This window comes from Bradyrhizobium sp. ORS 285 (genome assembly GCF_900176205.1).
Taxonomy (GTDB): Bacteria; Pseudomonadota; Alphaproteobacteria; order Rhizobiales; family Xanthobacteraceae; genus Bradyrhizobium.
This window is the reverse complement of record NZ_LT859959.1, coordinates 4662728-4683860: the sequence shown is the minus strand read 5'-3', so window position 1 is coordinate 4683860 and position 21133 is coordinate 4662728. Positions and strand designations below refer to the sequence as shown.

The window sequence follows — 21133 nt, the reverse complement described above, 5'->3', positions numbered from 1 at the left end:
GTCAGCGCATGTCTACGCGAGCGATCTATTCAAACGAGAGAGACTGCCATGGCTCCCGCCCCCGTCATCCGGCTTCATCCCGAGGATAGCGTCCTGATCGCGCGGGCGAGCCTGCCGCCCGGGCTCGCGCTGGCTGATGGGGTGATCACGGCCGACCGCATTCCGGCGGGGCATAAAGTCGCAGTGCGTCCGATTGCGCAGGGTGAGCCGATCCGCCGTTACGGCCAGATCATCGGCTTCGCGACCGCGCCGATCGCGCCGGGCCAGCATGTTCATACACAGAACTGCGGCATGGGCGATTTCGCCAAGGACTACGCCTATGGCGTCGACGTCAAGCCGACGCCGAATTTCGATCTTCCCGCGACGTTCGAGGGCATTCGCCGCCCCGACGGCCGCGTCGCGACCCGCAACTACATCGGGCTTCTGACTTCGGTGAACTGCAGTGCCCATGTCGCGAGCCTGGTTGCCGATGTCTTCAAGAGGAATCCGTTCACCGGCGACAATCCGCTCGCCGACTACCCCAATGTCGACGGCGTTGTCGCCCTGACGCACAAGACCGGCTGCGGCATGACGATGGATGAGCCGTTAAAGCTGTTGCGGCGAACCCTCGGCGGCTACGCGCGTCACGTGAACTTCTCTGCGGTGATCGTGCTCGGCCTCGGCTGCGAGGCCAATCAGATCGGCGGCCTGATGGAGGAGCAGAAGCTCGCTGGCCGCCTGCGTGCCATGGACATCCAGGAGGTCGGCGGCACCCGCAAGACTGTCGAGGCGGGCATTGCGTTCGTCAAGGAAGCGCTTGCGGATGCGAACAAGGTCCGCCGCGAGACGGTCCCCGCAAGCGAACTGACGGTCGCTCTGCAATGTGGCGGCTCGGACGGTTACTCGGGCATCTCGGCCAATCCAGCGCTCGGCGCCGCCAGTGATCTGCTGGTGCGACATGGTGGCACGGTGATTCTGTCGGAGACCCCTGAGACCTACGGTGCCGAGCATCTGCTGACGCGCCGCGCGGTCAGTCGCGAAGTCGGCGAGAAGCTGGTGTCGCTGATGCGCTGGTGGGAAGAGTATACAGCGCGTGAAGGCGCGGAGATGAACGCCAATCCGAGCCCGGGCAACAAGGCCGGCGGCCTCACCACCATTCTGGAGAAGTCGCTCGGCGCAATGGCCAAGGCCGGCAGCACCAATCTGGTGGATGTGCTGCATTATGCCGAGGCCGTCACCAAGAAGGGCTTCGTGTTCATGGACACGCCCGGCTACGATCCCGTCGCTGCGACCGGGCAGGTGGCCGGCGGGGCCAATCTCGTCTGCTTTACCACCGGGCGTGGCAGTGTGTTCGGCTGCAAGCCGGCGCCATCCATCAAGCTGGCGACCAACACGCCGATGTTCAAGCGGATGGAAGACGACATGGACGTCAATTGCGGCACCATCCTCGATGGCGAGGAGAGCGTGCAGGAATGCGGCCAGCGGATCTTCGAATTGATGCTGAAGACGGCGTCAGGGCAGCCGACCAAGAGCGAGAGCTTCGATTTCGGCGGGGCCGAGTTCGCGCCCTGGGTGCTCGGCGCGACGATGTAGTCGGGAGGGGCCAGCTATTCAGCTGTGGAAGAGGATTGCCGGTTGTTTCTCGACCGGCATCTGATCGCAGCTGGGATCTGCCGCATAGCTGAGACTCGATCGCAACTGAGATCAGATGACAGGCTGATAGCGCCGCCTCGGCACACGGACCCGGGCTGGCCGCGCTGACGCGCGCGCGACAGCGGCGCCGAATAAATTACCGCTGGTGGCCGAGGCCGATGCCGAGCGCCAGGGCCTTCTGACGCAGCGAGCCTTCCGTCCGCTTCATCGCCTTGGCGATCTTGGCAACCGGGGTCTTCGACTTCGAGTGCTGCTTCAGCAGCTTGATGTCGGCGGCGGTGTACGGTTTGCGCGCCAACTTCTTGGTAGCTGCCTTCTTAGCTGTCTTGGCCAACGTGATTCTCCTTTTGGCAATGGGCGTCCTAGATAGCACGTGTAGTCGAGCTATCAAGCGATTGCGGCGAATGCAACGCTATTAGTTCTTGTTAGTTCACATTTCGGGGTTAATCCCTGCTATTGCAGCGTGGTCAATCTTCCGTGACCGCATTCGGGGCGTCCCTGTGGACAACTCCGATGGAACAGGGGGGCGAGGGGTTGTTTGTTCTGCTCTCGTTCTTGTTAGGACGCCTGAGCTGGTCATGGTCTCGCCGCAAAAGCCACCGGTGCGTGCAGTTCGGACACATGAGCGCGGTCAGGGAGATCGAAAGTGGCCGAAACGCCAGCTTTCGGGTTCAGGACGGTTCAATAGGCAGCTCTGCCCTTTGTTAGTGCTTGATCCCTGAGCACGGCAATGTTCTGCTCAAAAAAGTTGCTGGAGCGGTGAACCCACGTGTCAATCTACGTCGCATTACATCACGTCACTCATTATAAGTATGATCGTCCGGTCGGATTGGGCCCGCAGACCATCCGTCTGCGCCCGGCACCACATACCAGGACCCCTGTGCTGAGCTATTCGCTCCAGGTCACTCCTCCGAACCATTTCGTGAACTGGCAGCAGGACCCGCAAGGTAACTGGCTCGCGCGCTATGTTTTTCCCGAGAAGGTGAACGAACTGAAAATCGAGGTGGATTTCACGGCACAGATGACCGTGATCAATCCGTTCGATTTCTTCGTCGAGCCTTACGCGGACAGCTTTCCCTTCGCCTACCCGGAGGGCCTGAAAACGGAACTCGCGCCCTATCTCGAAACGATCGAGCCCGGTCCAAAGTTCGCAGCCTACTTGAAGTCGATCCCGCGCGAGGCCGACAACACGGTCAACTACCTCGTCGATCTCAATGCACAGTTGCAGAAAAAGATTCGTTATATCATTCGTATGGAGCCTGGCGTTCAGACGCCGGAGGAGACGCTGTCTTCCGCCGCCGGCTCCTGTCGCGACTCGGCCTGGCTGCTGATCCAGACGCTGCGTCATCTCGGGCTCGCCGCCCGGTTCGTCTCCGGCTATTTGATACAGCTTCGTCCTGATATCGATCCGGTCGAAGGGCCGGTGGAGGTGGAGAGCGATTTCACCGATCTGCATGCCTGGGCCGAAGTCTATCTGCCCGGTGCTGGGTGGATCGGCTTCGATGTGACGTCGGGCATGCTCGCCGGCGAGGGACATATTCCGGTCGCTGCGACTCCTCACTATCACTCGGCCGCGCCGATCAGCGGCAGCGCCGGAGTTGCCGAGGTCGAGTTCGCCTTCGAGATGAACGTGAAGCGGATCCGCGAAGCGCCGCGGATCACGCGACCTTTCTCCGACGAATCCTGGGACAGGCTCGACCGGCTCGGCGAAGCCGTCGATGCAGATCTCGCCGCTCATGATGTCCGGCTGACGATGGGCGGCGAGCCGACCTTCGTGTCGATCGACGACATGGAATCCGCCGAGTGGAATACGGCCGCAGTCGGCCCGGCCAAGCGCGGGCTGGCGGACAGCCTGATCAGGCGTCTGCGATCGCGGTTCGCGCCCGGCGGTCTGCTGCATTATGGCCAGGGCAAGTGGTATCCGGGCGAAAGCCTGCCGCGCTGGGCGTTCGGATTGTACTGGCGCAAGGATGGCGAGCCGATCTGGCGCAATCCCGACCTGATCGCCAGCGTCGATGGCCCGCGCATGGCCACCATCGCGGATGCCGAGCGATTTCTCGATACGACGGCGCAGACGCTCGGCCTCGAGCCCGACTACGTGCTGCCGGCGTTCGAGGATCCCGCGCATTGGTTGCAGAAGGAAGCGGCGCTGCCGGAGAACGTCGACGCAATCGACTCCAAGCTGGCTGATCCCGAGGAGCGCGCACGCATGGCGCGTGTGTTCGACGAGGGGCTGCATATTCCGCGCGGCTTCGTGCTGCCGATCCAGCGCTGGAATGCGAAACCTGCGCGCTGGCGCAGCGAGCGCTGGGGCCTTCGGCGCAAGCGGTTGTTCCTGATTCCGGGCGACTCGCCGCTGGGCCTGCGGCTGCCGATCAATTCGCTGGTCTACATTCCGCCGGAAGATTTCCCGTATATTCACGAGCAGGACCCGATGGAGCAGCGCGGCCCGCTGCCGGCCTACACGCAAGGCCGCCCTGTGATCGTCCCGCAAGTGCCACCGCTGAAGGCGCTCGATCGGCCGCCGCAGCCGCAGCAGGACGTTCAGTATCAGTATTGGGGCGGGCTCGGCGTGCGCACCGCCATGTCGGTGGAAATCCGCGACGGCATTCTCTGCGTCTTCATGCCGCCGGTGGAGACCATCGAGGATTATTTGGAGCTGATTGCGACCGTCGAGGCAACGGCCGAGGCGATGCAGATCAAGGTTCATGTCGAAGGTTATGCGCCGCCGTTCGATCCGCGCATCGACGTCATCAAGGTGACGCCCGATCCTGGTGTCATCGAGGTCAACATCCAGCCTGCTCAGAGCTGGCGCGAGGCGGTCGACATCACCTTCGGACTCTATGAGGACGCGGCGAAGACGCGGCTCGGCGCCAACCGCTTCCTGATCGACGGCCGTCACACCGGCACCGGCGGCGGCAATCATGTCGTGGTCGGCGGTTCGTCGCCGCCGGATTCGCCGTTCCTGCGCCGGCCGGATCTGCTCAAGAGCCTCGTGCTGTATTGGCAGCGCCACCCGGCACTGTCTTATTTGTTCTCCGGCATGTTCATCGGGCCGACCAGCCAGGCGCCGCGCATCGACGAGGCGCGCCATGACAGTCTCTATGAGTTGGAGATCGCGCTCGCCAATGTGCCCGCTGCGGGGCAGAGCGTGCCGTTGTGGCTGGTCGATCGCCTGTTCAGGCATCTCCTGGTCGACATCACCGGCAACACGCATCGCTCTGAGATCTGCATCGACAAGCTGTATTCGCCGGAAGGACCGACCGGGCGTCTCGGTCTGGTCGAATTCCGCGCGCTCGAAATGCCGCCCGATCCGCGCATGTCGCTGGCGCAACAACTGCTGATCCGCGCGCTGATCGCCAAGCTGTGGCGCGAGCCGCAGGAGGGCAGGTTCGTGCGCTGGGGCACGGCGCTGCACGACCGCTTCATGTTGCCGCACTTCATCTGGGAAGACTTTCTTGATGTGCTGGATGAGCTGCGCTCGTCCGGCTACAACTTCTCGCCGGAGTGGTATCAGGCGCAGCTCGAGTTCCGTTTTCCGACATTCGGGCGCGTGCAGCATGGCGGCGTGACGCTCGAACTGCGGCAGGCGCTGGAGCCCTGGCACGTGCTGGGCGAGGAGGGCGCGGCCGGCGGCACCGTGCGCTACGTCGATAGCTCGGTCGAACGACTTCAAGTGAAGGCTGAAGGCTTCATCGAGGGCCGCCATCTCATCACCTGCAATGGTAGGAGAATGCCGATGACCCCGACCGGCCGCTCCGCCGAGGCGGTCGCGGCGGTTCGTTTCAAGGCGTGGCAGCCGGCGTCCGGCCTGCACCCCACCATTCCCGTGCATTCGCCGCTGACCTTCGACCTGATCGACACCTGGAATGGCCGCTCGCTCGGCGGCTGCGTCTATCACGTCGCCCATCCCGGCGGCCGCAACTACGACACCAAGCCGATCAACTCCTATGAGGCGGAGGCGCGGCGGCTCGCGCGATTCCAGGATCACGGCCACACTCCAGGACGAATCGCGCTGCCGCCGGAAGAACGCACAAATGAATTCCCCATGACCCTCGACTTGCGCAGGCCGCTCCGGCATTGATTGAGCCCTAAGTTTGTGCGGAGGAGCAGGGCATGGACGGCCCGAGCGGCCAGGACCAGGGAGCGACACCCGCCGCCGGTCGGCCGGCGGCGCGCCCTCAGCTGCGCCGCGCCGCCCAATGGGCCCGTGATTATGCCCAACTGCCCGGCATTCCCGACGAATTCATCGGGGCTGACGGCCAGCCGCGTCCGGTCTGGACGCGCTTCGCCGATACCTTTGCCGCACTGGCGCCGACCGACATCGAGCGCCGCTTTGCCTCGGCCGACCGGCACCTGCGTGAGGCGGGAGTCACCTATCGATCGCCCGGTGACAACGCCGAGCGCTCGTGGCCGCTGAGCCATCTGCCGCTGCTGATCGACGAGGCCGAGTGGGCGCAGCTGTCCCAGGGCATCGCGCAGCGCGCCGAGCTCCTGGAGCGCGTGCTGCAGGACATCTACGGCGAAGGGCGGCTGATCGCGAGCGGCGCGCTGCCCGCAGCCGCCGTCGCCGGCTCCAGCGAATATCTGCGCCCGGTTTGCGGCATCAAGCCGCCGGGCGGCCGCTTCCTCAGCATCTACGCTGCCGACATCGGACGCGGGCCCGACGGCCGCTGGTGGGTGCTGAGCGATCGCACGCAGGCGCCATCGGGCATGGGCTATGCGCTCGAAAACCGGCTGGTGCTGTCGCGCGCGTTCTCCTCGATCTACAAGTCGATGAATGCCGAGCGGCTCGCGCCGTTCTTCGAGACCTTCCGCGATGCGCTGCGCGCCAGCGCGGATCGCGACGAGCCGCGCATCGGCGTGCTGACGCCGGGCACCTTCAGCGAGACCTATTTCGAACACGCCACGCTGGCGCGCTATCTCGGCTTCCTGCTGGTGGAGGGCGATGATCTCGCCGTCAGCGGCGATCGCGTGCACATCCGCACCGTGGCGGGGCTGAAGCGCCTCGACGTGCTGCTGCGGCGGCTCGATTCCAACTCGCTCGATCCGCTGGAGCTCGACGCCGCCTCGCGGCTCGGCGTCGCCGGCCTGATGGACGTCGTGCGCAAGGGCGGCGTCGTGCTCGCCAACATGCCGGGCTCCGGCGTACTGGAGGCGCGCGCACTGCTCGGCTTCCTGCCGAGCCTGGCGCGGCGCGTGCTCGGCGAGGATCTCAAGATCCCGCATATCGCGACCTGGTGGTGCGGTCAGAAATCGGCGCGCGACGAGGTGCTGTCGCGGCTCGAGGATTTTGCCATCGAGGGCGCCTATGGCCGTGCGGTGCCGGGCATCGCCAGCCACGGCCCGGTGCTGGCGAGCGAGCTCTCGGCGGCCGAGCGCGATCGCCTGCGCGCCGCGATCAGCCAGCGCGGCATCGACTATGTCGGCCAGGAGGTGGTGCGGCTGTCGACCACGCCGGTGTGGGAAGGCGGCCGGATCGCGCCGCGCCCCTTCGTGCTGCGCGTGTTCGCGGCCGTGACGCCGGACGGTGGCTGGACCGTGATGCCCGGCGGCTTCTGCCGCATCGCCGATAAGCTCGACGCGCGCGCGATCTCGATGGGTGACGGCGCGCGCGCCGCCGACGTCTGGGTGGTCGGCGACAAGGCGGTGGCAACACGCAGTCTGCTGCCCGGCTCCGACAATGTCCGCATCCGCCGTATCGCCGGCGTGCTGCCGAGCCGTGCCGCCGACAATCTGTTCTGGCTCGGCCGCTATCTGGAACGCGCCGAGGCGACGTTGCGGCTGATCCGCGTGCTCGCCGCGCAGAACCGCGACCCCGGCAAGGACTCGCCGGCGCAGCTCAACACCGCCGAGCGCATCCAGCGGCTGTTGCTGGCATGGGGCGCGATCTCGCAGACCTCGCGCATGCGGGGCGCGCAGGCGGCTGCCGAGGCGCTGCAATCCGAGGCGCAGTTCGGCTCGGCGTTGTCGCTGCTGAGGTCGGCCCAGCGCACGGCCACCTCGCTGCGCGAGCGGCTGTCGCCCGATGCCTGGCAGGTCATCACCGAGATGCCGGGCCGGCTGGCGCAGGAGGCCGAGGATGAGGACGCGGTCGTCAGCACGGCCGAGTTCATTCTGGAGAAGCTCGCGAGCTTTGCAGGGCTCGCCCAGGAGAACATGAATCGCGCCGCCGGCTGGCGCTTCCTCGACATGGGCCGCCGCGCCGAGCGCGCCATCAACACCGCGCGCTTTGCGCGCCAGTTCGGCTATGACGAGGCGACGCCGGAGGACCTCGACGTCCTGCTGACCCTGGTCGATTGCCAGATCACCTACCGTTCGCGCTATCTGATCGGTCCGTCGCTGGCGCCGATCCGCGATCTCGTCGTGCTCGACCTTTATAATCCGCGCTCGGTCGCCTTCCAGATCGAGACCTTGAACGAGCACATCGCGGGTCTCCCGATCCTGAAGGAGAACGGGTTGATCGAGCGGCCGCAGCGGCTGTCGGTGTCGCTGGGCGCACGGCTGACGGCGGCCGAGGCCGCGCATCTCGACGGCCGCACGCTGTTCGGGCTGGAGCAGGACCTGCTCAATCTGTCGGAAGCGATCGGGCAGCATTACTTCCCGCACGGGCCGAATGCGACGCGGCCGGAAAAGCTCACGGGCCTGGCGTGATCTACGACATCCGGCATGTCACCACCTACGAGTACGAAAGCGCGGTCAGTTTCGCGCGCTGCTCGCTCCGCCTGGAGCCTCTGAGCGGGGACGGCCAGGAGCTGATCTCGCACAGTGTCGATATCCGGCCGCGCCCGTCGGAGCGCACCGCGCGCCGCGATTTCTTCGGCACGCTGACCGAGAGCATCGTGATCGATACCCAGCACCGCCATTTGCGCATCGACTCGCGTTCCCGGGTGAAGCTGTCGCGCAGCTCTCCGGAGCGCGATGCGCCGAGCATGGCCTGGGAGCGTGTACGCGACGCGGCGTTCGAGGCCACCAGCCTTGGCCCGTCGTCGCCGATCGGCTACGTCTTCGCCAGCGCGCTGGTGCCGGTGCTGAAGCCGGTGACGGACTACGCAGCGGAAAGCTTCACGGCGGGCATCGGCATCTTGGCCGCTGCCGCCGACCTGATGCGGCGCATCCGCAAGGAGTTCAAATACGATCCCAAGGCCACGGTGATTTCGACGCCGCTCGCCGAGGTGTTCGACAATCGCCACGGTGTCTGCCAGGACTTCGCGCATGTCATGATCGCGGGGCTGCGCGGCCTCGGTCTGCCGGCGGCCTATGTCAGCGGCTATCTGCGGACCATTCCGCCGGAGGGCCAGCCGCGGCTGCAGGGCGCGGATGCGACGCATGCCTGGGTGTCGCTGTGGTGCGGCGACGCCCTCGGATGGGTCGGCTTCGATCCGACCAATGATCTCGTGGTCGGCAATGATCACATCATCCTCGGCATGGGCCGCGACTTTTCGGATGTGTCGCCGATCGACGGCATCATCGTCGGCTCCCCGAAGCAGAAGCTCGGCGTCGCCGTCGACGTCGTGCTGGTCGAATAGGGCGGTTCCCGGCTGGGGAACCAGGGAACATTTTTCCCGCATCGCACTTGATCCGCCCGAGGGGCCCGAATGGGGGCTGGTTGACCCTTTCGAGCGATGGAGTGATCGATATGAAGCGTGTTGCAATCCTCATTGGCCTGGTCGGCGCCTGCGTCGCCGGCTCCGCCTCCGCTCAGCCGAGCGCCAATCTCACCGGCACCTACCGCTGCATCCAGATGTGCCGCGACGGCATGATCGGCGCGCCGGCTTTCGTGACCCAGAACGGCGATTCCGTGAACCTGACTACCGAGACCGGCGAGTCGCTGCAGGCATGGCCGGACTGGAATGCGCCGAACAGCCGGCTGTGGATCGATGCGCGCGACGAAAGCGCGGTGTATTCGCCTGACGGCATGCGCATCCAATTCGACGACGGCCGCGTCTGGCAACGCGATCTGCCGCCGCCGCTGATCGTTCAACGCGGGCCCGTCGTGTATGGGCGGTAAGTGATCGCCGTTGTCAGGGAGACCCTCGCGCAGGCGGGGGTTTTCCGTTTCCAGTGAGTTGGAAATGCGCGCGCCCAACACCCCGTGTCGTCCCGGCGAAAGCCGGGACCCATAACCCCAACTGTTTGTTGGGCGGCACGCAGATAGCACCAACTTGCTCATCACTCCCGCCGCGGAGTATGGGTCCGGGATCGGCGCCGCACCAACGCTGTTGCGTTGGCGCAGCTTGTCCGGGACGACAGCGAGTGTGCGGCGAGCGTCAACACGCACGACGCTGCAGGCAATGCTCGCGGCCTTCGACGTCAGTCCGAAACGACTCGATGAAGCCGCCTTGGCGTTGCGTCACGTACACCGTCTTGCCATCGCTGCCGCCGAAGGCGAGGTTGGTGGGCTCCTTGGCTTTCAAGGCGACCTCGCGGAGGATACGCCCATCGGGCGTGAGTACGGCGATGCTGCCCTTCAGGATGTGGGCGACGAACAGCCGCCCGCTGGCATCGGTGCGTAGGCCGTCGATCGTGTTCGGCTCGAACTTCGCGATCAATTTGGGCTGGGTGAGGGTCTCGCCCCCGATCGCGTAGGACCAGATCTCGCCGCTGTTGGATTCGCCGACATAGAGCGTGCGGCCGTCGGGGCTGAGGTCGATGCCGTTGGTGGTGCCCATGGCGCGGGGCGCGGTCATTGCAGCGCCTTGCATCGTGCCGTCGGGGCCCTTCCCGATCCGCCAGATGCGGCCGCTGCGGGCCTTGAAGGCCGGATCGCTCGCATAGATCGTGCCGTCGCGCGTCAGCGTGATGTCGTTGGGCTGGCTCATCTCGTCGGCGTGGAAGACGAGTTGCGGCTCGGTGCTGCCGGGCGCGATGGCGAAGATGTTGTGCTTCTTGTAATCGGCGATGAACATCGTGCCGGCTGCGTCGATGCGGATCGCATTGCCGATGCTGCTGGCGGGCAACTCGGTGAATTTTTCGGATGCCGTGGCTTCCGGGGCGAGCTTGCCGATCGTGCCGGGCTTGCCGAGATTGACGACGAAGAGGTTGCCGTCGCGGTCGACGGCGGGGCCTTCGATGCCGAAGGTGTATTCGCCTGAGGGGGTGAGTTGGGTGCTTTCGAATAGTTTTGATGCAGCGAGGGCAGGGACGGTTGTGAGGGTGAGGAGGACGGCCGTCACCAAGCCTGAGATGCGGAGGGTGGGCAAAGGCGCGGTGTGACAATGCCGGCGTCCGAATGCGGTCTCGTGCGCGCCGTGCCCATCATCACGAGCACCGGTGCCCGCGGCCGGTGGGCACGCATCGCCTGCGGCGATCGCTTTGCCCACCCTACGATCTGTGGCCTCATGGTTCGAGACGCGCCGCGCGCGGCGCTCCTCACCATGAGGGGCACGAGTGTCACCGCGCATGCCACCCTCATCCTGAGGAGCTCGCCGGAGGCGGGCGTCTCGAAGGATGGGCCGCGGCGGGAGCGGATGCAGCTTGCTGTCAGAGCGGCACCAGGAATTGTTGTTGGATGTAATAGCCATTGTCGTCCGTGCAGGTGCCGTTGAGGTAGGTGTCGGCGGGCCGGAATAAACGGCTGAAGCCGGGCTTATTGACGGCAGACTTTTCCGTCACGACCACGACCTTGCCGAACGGGATGTCGCCGCAGTCGCGACCGTCCCGAGCGAAGAACTTGCGATGCGGCGGGCCGCCGGCCTTCACGCGCATCCGTGTGCCCGGAACCATGCGTGCAACGAGGTCGTCGGCGACACCAAGCAGTTTGGCGTAGCCTGGTTCCGTCTTGATGAGGTTGCCACCGGGCGGCATCTGCCGTTCGGCGCCGAGGCCGCGCAGCCGCTGGCGGAGGCGGCCGGATTCGGGATCGCCCGGAGTGATCCAGCCGTCCTGCGCCAGCATGAAGCGCAGCACGGCGCTGTCCTTGTCGCGCTCGGATTGTCCCGGCCTCAGGCCGAACTCCGAATGGCAACCGCTGCAATGTTTCTCGACCAGGTTCTTTCGCACGGTCGCCAGTCGCTGATGGCTCGCGGCATCATCCATCACGAAGGCAACGAGCTGGTCGATCAGCTGATTACTCCTGGTGTCGCAGGGCAGCGGCTCCGGCGCGGCCTCGCTGGTGCGATCGATGCGGATCACGGTCTGGTTCTTGTCCTCGACCAGCCAGATCGCGCCGTCGTCGGCGATGGTCATGCCGACCGGCGCGCCTTGCGGGCGGATGCCGTTGACGCGATGCCAGCCGGAGATGATCTCGTCGAAGGCGGCCGCGGGCGCGGGGCCTGCCGATGTCTGGAAGGCGCGGGTCGGTTCGGCGGCGCAGCTGACGTGATAGCGCACCGGCGGCGGGCTCACCTTCGGGAAGCCGCGCTCATCGACCTCATAGGCGACCAGGCGGCTGCCCGTGGGACGATAGCCATGCAGGCCGACCAGCAGCTTGCCCTTGAGATCGTCGAACCGCTCGCCGGTGTAGTAGAGCATGCCGAGCGGTGCGCCATGCGGCGGCAGCAGCGACCAGGGCTGCTTGTAGAGCGCGGTCGTCTTGCAGAAGTCCTTGAGGCCGCCCGACTGCAGCGCGCGCTTGAACTCGGGGCTCGGCGTGGCGAGATCGTAGCAATAGGGCCAGCCATAGTGGCGGCCTTGCTCGATCGCGTTGATTTCCTCATTGGGCGCGAAGACGTCCTGCAGATCGCGCGCGTTCTCGCCCTGCAGGAAGGCCATCCCGGAATCGGGAAAGCGCGGATGCAGCGCGAGCGCCATCGAGTTGCGCAGGCCGCGCGCGAACACCTGATGCGGCGGATCGGAGTCGCCGGAGGCCAGAGCCGGAAACACGCCGCCGGCCGGAGGCGTGAACAGCCAGATCGCCGCGAGCGGCGAGGCGCCTTCGGCTGCCGCGCAACGATCCGGCGCCGAGGACAGGCAGTTGTCGCTGTGCGAGCCGACATTCACGAACAGCCGGCCGGTGCGGTCGAAGGCGATGGCCTTCAGCGGATGCGCGCTCTCGGTGATGCGTGTGCCGTCCGGCAGCGTGAGCCTGCGTCCAGGCAGGTCGCGGATGATGGTCTCGATCGTCGACTTCGGATTCGCTGCCAGCGGGTCGATGCGGAAGATCGATGTGTCGGTCGATGCGTAGATCTTGCCCGCAGGCCCGACGGCGAGACCGAACGGATAGGACAGCCGGGTGATCGCTTCGCGAATTCGTTGTCCGGCTGGCGCCGTGGGATCGAGGATCAGCAGCCGCCCGTCGTCATGGCCCCAGCCGCCCATGTCGGCGACCACGAACAGCGGCTTGCCGGGGATCTGCACGATGCTGCGGGGAAATCTCAGGCCATCGTCGCGGCTGGCAACGAGTCCGGCGCAGAAGCCGGCCTTCATGTCGATCTGCAATCGCGGGAAGGCGAGGGGACCTTCGCCGCAACTGGCTTGGTCAAGCGCATAGCCGCTCTTGATCGTCGCATCGTCGGCATGGCCGGCGGCTGCGCCGAGCAGCACGGTCGCGATCATTGCGAGGATGCGCCACGACCGGCTCATCCGCTCTCCTCAGTGCAGCAGATTGTATTGGATGATGTAGGCCGCGGCGCCGGCGAAATAGCCGAGCAGCGCGATGCCGCTGATGCGGCGGACGTACCAGAAGAAGTGGATGTTCTCGAGCCCCATCGCGGCGACGCCCGCCGCCGAGCCGATGATCAGGATCGAGCCGCCGGTGCCGGCGCAGTAGGCGACGAACTCCCACAAAAAACTGTCCGGAGGATATTGGCTCAGGCTGTACATTCCCATGGAGGCGGCGACCAGCGGCACGTTGTCGATCACGGCGCTGGCGAGGCCGAGCACGATCACGATCAGGTCGAGCCGGCCGACCGTGCGGTCGAGCCATTGCGCGAGCGCCTGAAGGATGTGGGTGTGCTCGAGGGCCGCGACCGCCAAGAGGATGCCGATGAAGAACACGATCGAGGGCATGTCGATGCGGGTCAGCGCATGGACGAGCGTCAGGCGCTGCTTCTGCTCGGACGCCTTCTCGCGATGGATGATCTCGCCGACCATCCAGAGCAGGCCGAGGCCGAACAGGATGCCCATGAACGGCGGCAGATGCGTCACCGCCTTGAACAGCGGCACGGCGACGAGAATGCCGAGGCCCATGAAGAACATCAGGTTGCGCTCGAACGGCAGGATCGGGCTGATCGAGGCGAGGCCCGCGCTGGCCGGGGGCACCAGCTGCTTGCCGCGCAGGCTGAAGCTCACGACTGCGAGCGGCACCAGCAGGTTCAGCAGCGAGGCGATGAACACCGATTTCATGATCGCGAGCGGCGTGATCTGACCGCCGATCCACAGCATCGTCGTGGTGACGTCGCCGATCGCCGACCACGCGCCGCCGGCGTTCGCCGCGATGACGATGATGGCGGCAAACACCAGCCGGTCCTCGTCGCGGCCGGACAGCTTCTTCATCAGCGACACCATCACGATCGCTGTCGTAAGATTGTCGAGCATGGCGCTGAGGAAGAAGGTGACGAAGCCGACCAGCCAGACCAGCGTCACCTGGTTGCGGGTGCCGATCAGCGAGGTCACGACCTCGAAGCCGTTATGCGCATCGATCACCTCGACGATGGTCATGGCGCCGATCAGGAAGAAGATGATCTGGGCCGTCGAGGCCACGGACTCGTTGAGCTCGCTCGCCACCGCGGCGGGTGTCGCGCCCACCACCGCGTAGATCGTCCACATCAGCCCGGCGCCGACCAGGGCGGTGGCCGCCTTATTGATCCGGAAGGGATGCTCCAGCGCGACCACGGCATAGGCGAGCGCGAACACGGCGACGATGGCGGCGGTCATGGGCGGGGCATTCCGGGCTTAAGATCGGCGGGCGAGGAAGGAACTGCCCAAGATATGACCCATCGTCCGCCCGCCAGCAAGCCGTGAGCGCCGTTCAGGCGGGGAGGACTTTAGACCATCGCCGCGGTGATGGTATCGGCGTGGCTGCGGATGGCGCGGATCTCGGCTGCGCTGCGGCGTTCTAGATTGACGTATTGGTTGCGCATCCGGCCATTGTTGGCGAAGCGGCGGCGGTGCTTGGCGAGGAAGCTCCAATACAGCGTCGTGAACGGGCAGGCCTTGTCGCCGGTCGCCTGCTTCGGGTCGTAGCGGCAGTGGCGGCAATGGTCGCTCATGCGGTCGATGTAGTGGCCCGAGGCCGCGTAGGGCTTGGTGCCGACCACGCCGCCGTCGCCATGCTGGCTCATGCCGAGCGTGTTGGGCAGCGACACCCAGTCGATCGCGTCGTGGAACATCGACATGTGCCAGAGATGCACGTCGTGCGGCTTGACGCCGAGCAGCATCGCGAACAGGCCGAGCACCATCAGCCGCTCGATGTGATGCGCATAGGCGTGGTCGATGGTGTGCCCGATCGCCTGCGACAGGCAGCGCATCTCGGTCTCGCCGGTCCAGTAGAAGCGCGGCATCGGCAGATTGGCGTCGAGCGCGTTCTCGTCGGCGTAGTGAGGCATGCGCTGCCAATAGATGCCGCGCACGAATTCGCGCCAGCCGATGATCTGACGCACGAAGCCTTCGAGCGCGTTGAGCGGCGCGTTGCGGTTGGCGAGCGCGGCGTCGACCACCTCGCGCGGGTTGAGCATGTGCAGGTTCAGCGCGCCCGACAACCGCGAGTGATACAGAAACGGCTCGTCGGTCAGCATCGCGTCCTGATAGGTGCCGAACAACGAGAGGCGCCAGGCCACGAAATCCGACAGCTCGGTCAGCGCGTCGACGCGCGAGACCGGCAGGTCGAAGCGCTCGAGCTTGCCGGGGCTGTTGGAGAAGCGATTGGCAACGAGCTTGATGACGTCCTGCGTGATCGCATCGGGCGTGTAGGAGCGGGGGACAGGGATCGGCGGGCGCGATTTGCCAAAGCCCTTGCGGTTCTCGGCATCGAAATTCCAGCTGCCGCCGATGGGCTTGCCGCTCTCGTCGAGCAGGAGACCGGTCTTGCGCCGCATCGCGCGGTAGAAAGTTTCCATGATCGGGCGCGGATGGCGCTCGGTGAAGGCGTCGAACTCGTCGGCCGTGCACAGGAAGTGGCGATCGCGCCGGATGTCCGGCCGCTGCGGCAGCTTGCGCAAGCTCTCGCGCACGCGAAAATCGCCGGGCTCCAGCACGATCGTGGCCTCGGGCTGCAACAGAGCCTGGTGACGTGCGATCTCGCTGTCGAGCGCGCCGGTGTTGGCGGGATCGTCGAGCTGCACGTAGTGCACGTTGCGGCCGCGGGATTGGAGATCGGCGTGGAAGTGGCGCATCGCCGCGAAGAAGAAGGCGATGCGCATCTTGTGCTGCGGGACGTAGGTCGCCTCGTCGGTGACCTCCATCTGGAGCACGACGTCCTGCTCCGGATCGAAGCCGTCGAACGCAGCCGAGTCAGCGTCGAGCTGGTCACCCAGCACGACGACGAGATGCCTGATCTTGATAGGATGCGCTCTGGCCATGCAGCAGATCAGGCCGCCGCTGCTGTGAGTGTGGAGGCCCGGCCGAGGCAGTCCTTGCGCACCGTGACCAGGCTGCGATGCAGCCAGGTCTTGATCGTGCCGACCGGCACGCCAAACCGCTCCGACAGCCGCGTCCGGCTTTCGCCCTCCAGATAAGCGAGCGCGAGCAGACGCCTGCGCTCCTCCGGCAGGCGCTTGAGCGCCTCGCGGGCGATCGGCTCAGCCTGCGCGTAGTCGAACTCGTCATCGGTCTCCGTCGCGGAAGGATCGGCGACCGTGAGCGCCTCGTCGAGCTCCGACGTCGGCATGCCGGTCGCCCGCAGGCTGTCGATCGCGGTGTTGCGCATGATCGTGCACATCCACGTAATCGGCGAGGCCCGCGCCGGATCGAAGCTCGCCGCATGACGCCAGATCTTCACATAGCCGTCCTGCAGGATATCATCGAGGTCGGCCGAGGAGGGCAGCAGGGCACGCACGGTCTTGCGCATCTTTACGAGGGTTGCGGCATGGAGCTCGGCAAAAGCCTGTTCGTCGTTCCGTCCGGCCCGAGCCAGAAGGCCGCTGAGATGTGCGACGTAGCTCTTCTGGTCCGCGCTTGCTGATCGCATCCTTCACCTCCATCCGCTTCCTCGATTGAAACGGGGCAGGGGGTGATGCGGATCACCGCTAACGTGCAGACGTCAGCTTGGGAGCGCAACTGGCTGATCATCCAGACGGGTGCGTCCGTCTGAATGACGTCATGGTGCTCGCGGCGATGAGCGAGGGGGTCAGAGCCGGACGAACGGACTGATGATGCGGCCGAGCAGGCCGTGCATACGCAGGTCGCCGGTCATGGCCACGAGGCACAGGCACGGCCCTTCGTCGCCGACTACGGGACGATGATCGACCTCGTCGTCGCCATAGTCGAAATCGCCGGGGCCGTAATAGCCGCCGAGATGGCTGAAGCTGCCCTTCAGCACGCAGGTCAGCTCGTTGCCGGAATGAGTATGCTCCAGCATCCGCGCGCCCGGCTCGGAGCGCAGCAGGAAGGCGCGCGACTTGCCGGTACGGGAGAGCTGGATGGGCCGCATGCTGATGCCCGGCGCCACCCGGCGGCGCTTACCGATCTTATAGCGTTTGACCATCTCCGGCAGGTCGGCTAGCTCCGGATCGATCTCGGCGATCTCGCTGACCTGCGGAACGGACCGGGGGCCGCGATCGATCCTCGCCATTACGGCATCGAACGCGTTCGTGGCCATGGCGACGGGCTCGACCTTGTCGAGCGCGGCGCCGGCCAACTGCTCGATGGCGCGAACGAAGCGCCGGCAACGGCTGCACTCGGCAACGTGGACGCCGACAACGAGCCGCTCGGCCTCGTCGAGCGCACCGGTGGCGAAGTCGGCCAACAGGTCTTCCGGCGGGTGATGGCTGATCGTCATATCGCGTCGTCCAACAGGTCTCGCAGGCGATTCATCGCCAGTCTGATGCGTGATTTTACCGTACCAAGCGGCAGTCCGAGCACTGCCGCGATTTCCGAATGCGGTCGTTCCTCGATGAACGACAAGCGGATCACGGTGGATTGCTCCACCGACAATCTTTCGATCGCAGCCGCGACGCGTGTGGCATCTTCGACACGCGACACGATCTGGTCGGCAGCGAGCGTCGGGTCAGCCTCCTCGTCGAGGACGATCTCCTTGCTCAGCCGACCCTCGCGGATTGCCTTGCGCGCGGCATCGATGCGCTGATTGCGGGCGATCGTGAAGATCCAGGCCGCCGCGCCCGCCGTCGTTGGGTCGAATTGGGCCGCCTTGGTCCAGACCGCCACCATGGTCGACTGGGCGATCTCCTCGGCCTCGTCGGCATTGCAGCCGGTCTTGATCAGGAAGCCTTTGATGCGGGGCGCGAAATGCTCGAACAGGGCCTTGAACGCCTCACGGTCGCCGCGCGCGGCGACACGTCCGATCAATTCCGCCCAGTCCACAGTTGCCTTCGGCTCTCTGCTCGTATTTGCCCTGGCACGCGCGCCCGAGGCCCGTGCAAACCTATGCCGGGACGATGCCACGTTCCAGGGCGTTAATCTAGCCGCTCTCATTCGCGTGGTCATGGTCCCCGGCACGCATGCTTGATACCGGGGAACGCACGGGGTGTCGGGCTGGATCACAGGGAGGCGCAGATTTTTCCGATGGCCTCAATCCTTGAGGTCGGAATTCACCATCGCCAGGAACTCCTGCCGACTCATCGGGTCGGTGCGAAAGCAGCCGAGCATCCGGCTGGTGGTGAGGTCGACGCCGTGCTTCTTGACCCCGCGCGAGCTGATGCAGTGGTGGGCAGCCTTGATCACGACCGCTACGCCTTCGGGCTGCAGCACCTCGTCGATGATGTTGGCGATCTCCGCCGTCATCCGCTCCTGGATCTGCAGCCGGGCCGCATAAGCCTCGACCACGCGGGCGAGCTTGGAGATGCCGACGACACGGCTCCGCGGCACGTAGCCGACCCAGGCGCGGCCGATGATCGGCGCCATGTGGTGCTCGCAATGGCTCTGGAACGGGATGTTCCGCAGCAGCACCATCTCGTCGTAGCCGGCGGTCTCCTCGAAGGTCTTGCGGAGGTAGTCTTCCGGGTTCTGGTCGTAGCCGGCGAAGTAGCTCTTGTAGGCGCGGGCGACGCGGGCCGGCGTCTCGGACAGGCCCTCGCGCGACGGATCCTCACCGATCCAGGTCAGGATGGTGCGGATGGCATCCTCGACGTCATCCTGGGTGACGGTGACGGGATCGCAAACGAAGGGGAGTTTCTTAGCTGTGTTGCGCACGGGGGCTCTCCGAAAGCAGGGAAACGGAACCCCGGGCGCGGTGGATCACCGTCCGGCGGACATTTGTATGTCCGCCGCGCCGGCGTTGGTCATCAGCTGAGGATTGCCCTTAGCTCGCCTTGCGCAGCCGCGTCTCGGTTGACGGGCCGGAGCGCAGGTTCTGGAAGAACTTTTCCACCTCGTGGGCCAGCGTCTGCGCCGTCGAGCTGAGGTCGCCCGAGGCGGACAGCACGGAGGCAGCGGCCGTCGAGGTCTCGCCGATGGCGTCGCGCAGCGAGCCGATGTTCATGACCAGCGTCTGGTTGCCATGCGCGGTCGACTGCGCATTGGCCGAGATCTCGCGGGTGGCCTGATCCTGCTGCTGGATGGCGTTGGAGATGTTCGAGGTGATCTCATTGATGCCGCGCACCGCATCGCCGATCTCGCGGACGGCGTCGACCGCGGTCTTGGTCGAGGCCTGGATCAGGCCGACATTCTGGCTGATCTCCTCGGTGGCCTTGGCGGTCTGCCCGGCCAGCGCCTTGACCTCATGGGCGACGACCGCGAAGCCGCGGCCGGCATCGCCGGCACGTGCGGCCTCGATGGTGGCGTTCAGCGCCAGCAGGTTGGTCTGCTCGGCAATGGTCTGGATCAGGGTCAGCACGCCGTCGATGCGCTGGGTAGCGGCGGCGAGGCCCTCGATCTCGGTGATCGACTTCTCGGTGCGCTGGCCGGTCTGCGCGACGGCGCCGGCGGATTGCTGGATCTGGCGGCCGATCTCCTCGACCGACGTCGACAGTTCCTCAGCGGCGCTCGCGACCGCGGAGACGTTGGTCGAAGCCTGTGAGGTCGCGCCGGCCGCCGTGACGGCCCGCTCGTTGGCATCCGAGGTCAGGCGCGTGATCGTCTCAGCGGTGTTGCGCATCGCCGCCGCGTTCTCGGTGACGGTCCGCATCACGCTGCCGATCGCCGTGCGAAACTCTTCGACGGCGGATTCGATATGGCGGGCGCGGGCCTCGCGGATTTCCGAATCCTGCGACACCTGATTGTTGAGGTCGCGGTTGTGCGCCATCGCCTGCTGGAACACGCCGATGGCGCGGGCGAGCTCGCCGACCTCGTCGGCACGGCCGGCATGCGGCACCGCGACGTTCTCGGCGCCGGTGGCGACCTGGCGAATGGTCTCGGTGATCTGCGACAGCGGACGCGCGATCGAGCGGGCGATGATGACGACGCCGGCTACGACGAGCAGCAGCATCACGCCACCGAGCAAAGTGAGCACCAGCGAGAGCTTGCGGTTGATCTCGGTGTCCTCGCCGATTTTGCGGCCGCGCTCCAGATAGACCTTGGAGAGCTCGTCGAGGTCCTTGTTCAGGGCGGAGCGGACCGAGCGGTTGGCATCGTTGTCGCCCCATTCGCGCCCGGCGGCGGGGCTGATCTCATTGGCGCGGCGCACCAGCTCCTTGCGGAAGTCCACGAACTGCTCGATGCGCTTCTTGAAGGTCGCGAATTGCTGCGCGTCGTCCGCCTGCACGATGGACTGCCATCTGTCGACGACCTTGAGGATCTCGGCGTTGAATTTGAGCAGGCCCTCGCCGTATCTTTTGACGACGGCCGGATCGGTCGACATGTAGACGCCGCGCGATTCCATGACGACGGCGTAGACGAGGCCATTGACCAGCTGCACGTTGAGGGCTGCGAGATTCGCCGTCTCGATCGCCTTGGTGAGTTCGGCCGAGCGTCGCGAATTGTAGTCCGACAACCAGGTGATCGCTGCGGTCAACAGCGCGAACAACGCGAAGATCGCGTAGAGCTTGACTGCGATGGAATGGCGGGTGGCCGTCTTCGTTGACGTCGGGCGGGAGGTCATGAGGTGGGATACCGCAGAGTTGGACTACGACGCAGGAACGCTTGTTCGTTAATAGTTATGCAAAACCTTCATGGAGAAAGCGTTAAGTGGGGACTATGAGTATGATGCAACCCCTGCGTACTTCGTCTTGTTTTTCAATCGATTAGTACAGTCTCGGGGTGCTGCTGAGACACCGTGACATCCGTTGGACTACGGACCGAAAAAGCGGGCCGTAGGCAGCCTGTTGCCCTGCAAATGCATTGCAACTGGTAGCTTTCAGGACTCGCATCAGAGGCCTGGCTCGCGCTCTGCCCATGCCCGAGACCGCATCGCATCATCAGCAACGATGAAGCACCGGCGCTCAAACCGGAGTCGGCAAGCAAGCAGGACGGGGCGGAACTTCGGCTCGGGGCCCGCCGCGTTGGAGCG

The 21133-nt window shown here is 65.6% G+C and carries 15 protein-coding genes; 5 read left to right on the top strand and 10 right to left on the bottom strand.

The genetic code is table 11. The features are described 5' to 3' along the window. Nucleotides 1–48: 48 nt before the first annotated feature. Nucleotides 49–1572: a UxaA family hydrolase gene (locus tag BRAD285_RS21135; protein WP_006613835.1), complete on the top strand. Its 1524-nt coding sequence runs from the start codon at nt 49–51 to the stop codon at nt 1570–1572. 196 nt (nt 1573–1768) lie between these two features. Here BRAD285_RS21135 and BRAD285_RS21130 read toward each other — a convergent pair whose 3' ends face one another. Continuing rightward, a complete protein-coding gene (locus tag BRAD285_RS21130; protein ID WP_006613836.1) occupies nt 1769–1966 on the bottom strand; it encodes a hypothetical protein in 198 nt (65 codons plus the stop codon). Nucleotides 1967–2401: 435 nt separating this feature from the next. Here BRAD285_RS21130 and BRAD285_RS21125 point away from each other — a divergent pair, with 435 nt between their 5' ends. The 4 genes from BRAD285_RS21125 (at nt 2402) to BRAD285_RS21110 (ending at nt 9643) form a co-directional block, all read left to right on the top strand. Continuing rightward, the gene (locus BRAD285_RS21125; RefSeq protein WP_006613837.1) at nt 2402–5716 is read left to right on the top strand and encodes a DUF2126 domain-containing protein; all 3315 of its coding nucleotides are present in this window, start codon (nt 2402–2404) and stop codon (nt 5714–5716) included. Between the two features lie 32 nt (nt 5717–5748). Further along, nucleotides 5749–8286: a circularly permuted type 2 ATP-grasp protein gene (locus BRAD285_RS21120; protein WP_006613838.1), complete on the top strand. Its 2538-nt coding sequence runs from the start codon at nt 5749–5751 to the stop codon at nt 8284–8286. Beyond that, the gene (locus BRAD285_RS21115; RefSeq protein WP_006613839.1) at nt 8283–9161 is read left to right on the top strand and encodes a transglutaminase family protein; all 879 of its coding nucleotides are present in this window, start codon (nt 8283–8285) and stop codon (nt 9159–9161) included. Before BRAD285_RS21120 ends, BRAD285_RS21115 begins: the two co-directional genes overlap by 4 nt. Nucleotides 9162–9262: 101 nt before the next feature. Further along, a complete protein-coding gene (locus tag BRAD285_RS21110) occupies nt 9263–9643 on the top strand; it encodes a hypothetical protein (protein ID WP_006613840.1) in 381 nt (126 codons plus the stop codon). 259 nt (nt 9644–9902) lie between these two features. Here BRAD285_RS21110 and BRAD285_RS21105 read toward each other — a convergent pair whose 3' ends face one another. The 9 genes from BRAD285_RS21105 to BRAD285_RS21065 all read right to left on the bottom strand — a co-directional run bounded on the left by BRAD285_RS21105 (nt 9903) and on the right by BRAD285_RS21065 (nt 20725). Further along, nucleotides 9903–10808 carry an SMP-30/gluconolactonase/LRE family protein gene (locus tag BRAD285_RS21105; RefSeq protein ID WP_006613841.1) on the bottom strand — a complete coding sequence of 302 codons (906 nt, stop codon included), beginning with the start codon at nt 10806–10808 and terminating at the stop codon, nt 9903–9905. Between the two features lie 307 nt (nt 10809–11115). Beyond that, nucleotides 11116–13155, bottom strand: coding sequence for a sorbosone dehydrogenase family protein (locus tag BRAD285_RS21100; protein WP_006613842.1), 2040 nt, complete (start codon nt 13153–13155; stop codon nt 11116–11118). 9 nt (nt 13156–13164) lie between these two features. Continuing rightward, entirely contained in the window at nt 13165–14448 is a 1284-nt protein-coding gene (nhaD, locus tag BRAD285_RS21095; RefSeq protein WP_006613843.1) for a sodium:proton antiporter NhaD, read from the bottom strand. Nucleotides 14449–14558: 110 nt separating this feature from the next. After that, complete coding sequence (locus BRAD285_RS21090; RefSeq protein ID WP_006613844.1) at nt 14559–16091, bottom strand: cryptochrome/photolyase family protein; 1533 nt, start codon at nt 16089–16091, stop codon at nt 14559–14561. A gap of 8 nt (nt 16092–16099) precedes the next feature. After that, nucleotides 16100–16699 (bottom strand): RNA polymerase sigma factor, encoded by a 600-nt coding sequence (locus tag BRAD285_RS21085; protein ID WP_006613845.1) that lies wholly within the window; start codon nt 16697–16699, stop codon nt 16100–16102. A gap of 159 nt (nt 16700–16858) precedes the next feature. Continuing rightward, complete coding sequence (locus tag BRAD285_RS21080) at nt 16859–17509, bottom strand: ChrR family anti-sigma-E factor (RefSeq protein ID WP_006613846.1); 651 nt, start codon at nt 17507–17509, stop codon at nt 16859–16861. Next, nucleotides 17506–18051 carry a sigma-70 family RNA polymerase sigma factor gene (locus BRAD285_RS21075; RefSeq protein WP_006613847.1) on the bottom strand — a complete coding sequence of 182 codons (546 nt, stop codon included), beginning with the start codon at nt 18049–18051 and terminating at the stop codon, nt 17506–17508. Before BRAD285_RS21075 ends, BRAD285_RS21080 begins: the two co-directional genes overlap by 4 nt. A 207-nt stretch (nt 18052–18258) precedes the next feature. Further along, the gene (gene folE, locus BRAD285_RS21070) at nt 18259–18879 is read right to left on the bottom strand and encodes a GTP cyclohydrolase I FolE (protein ID WP_006613848.1); all 621 of its coding nucleotides are present in this window, start codon (nt 18877–18879) and stop codon (nt 18259–18261) included. Between the two features lie 109 nt (nt 18880–18988). Then, entirely contained in the window at nt 18989–20725 is a 1737-nt protein-coding gene (locus BRAD285_RS21065; protein WP_006613849.1) for a methyl-accepting chemotaxis protein, read from the bottom strand. Nucleotides 20726–21133: the final 408 nt, after the last annotated feature.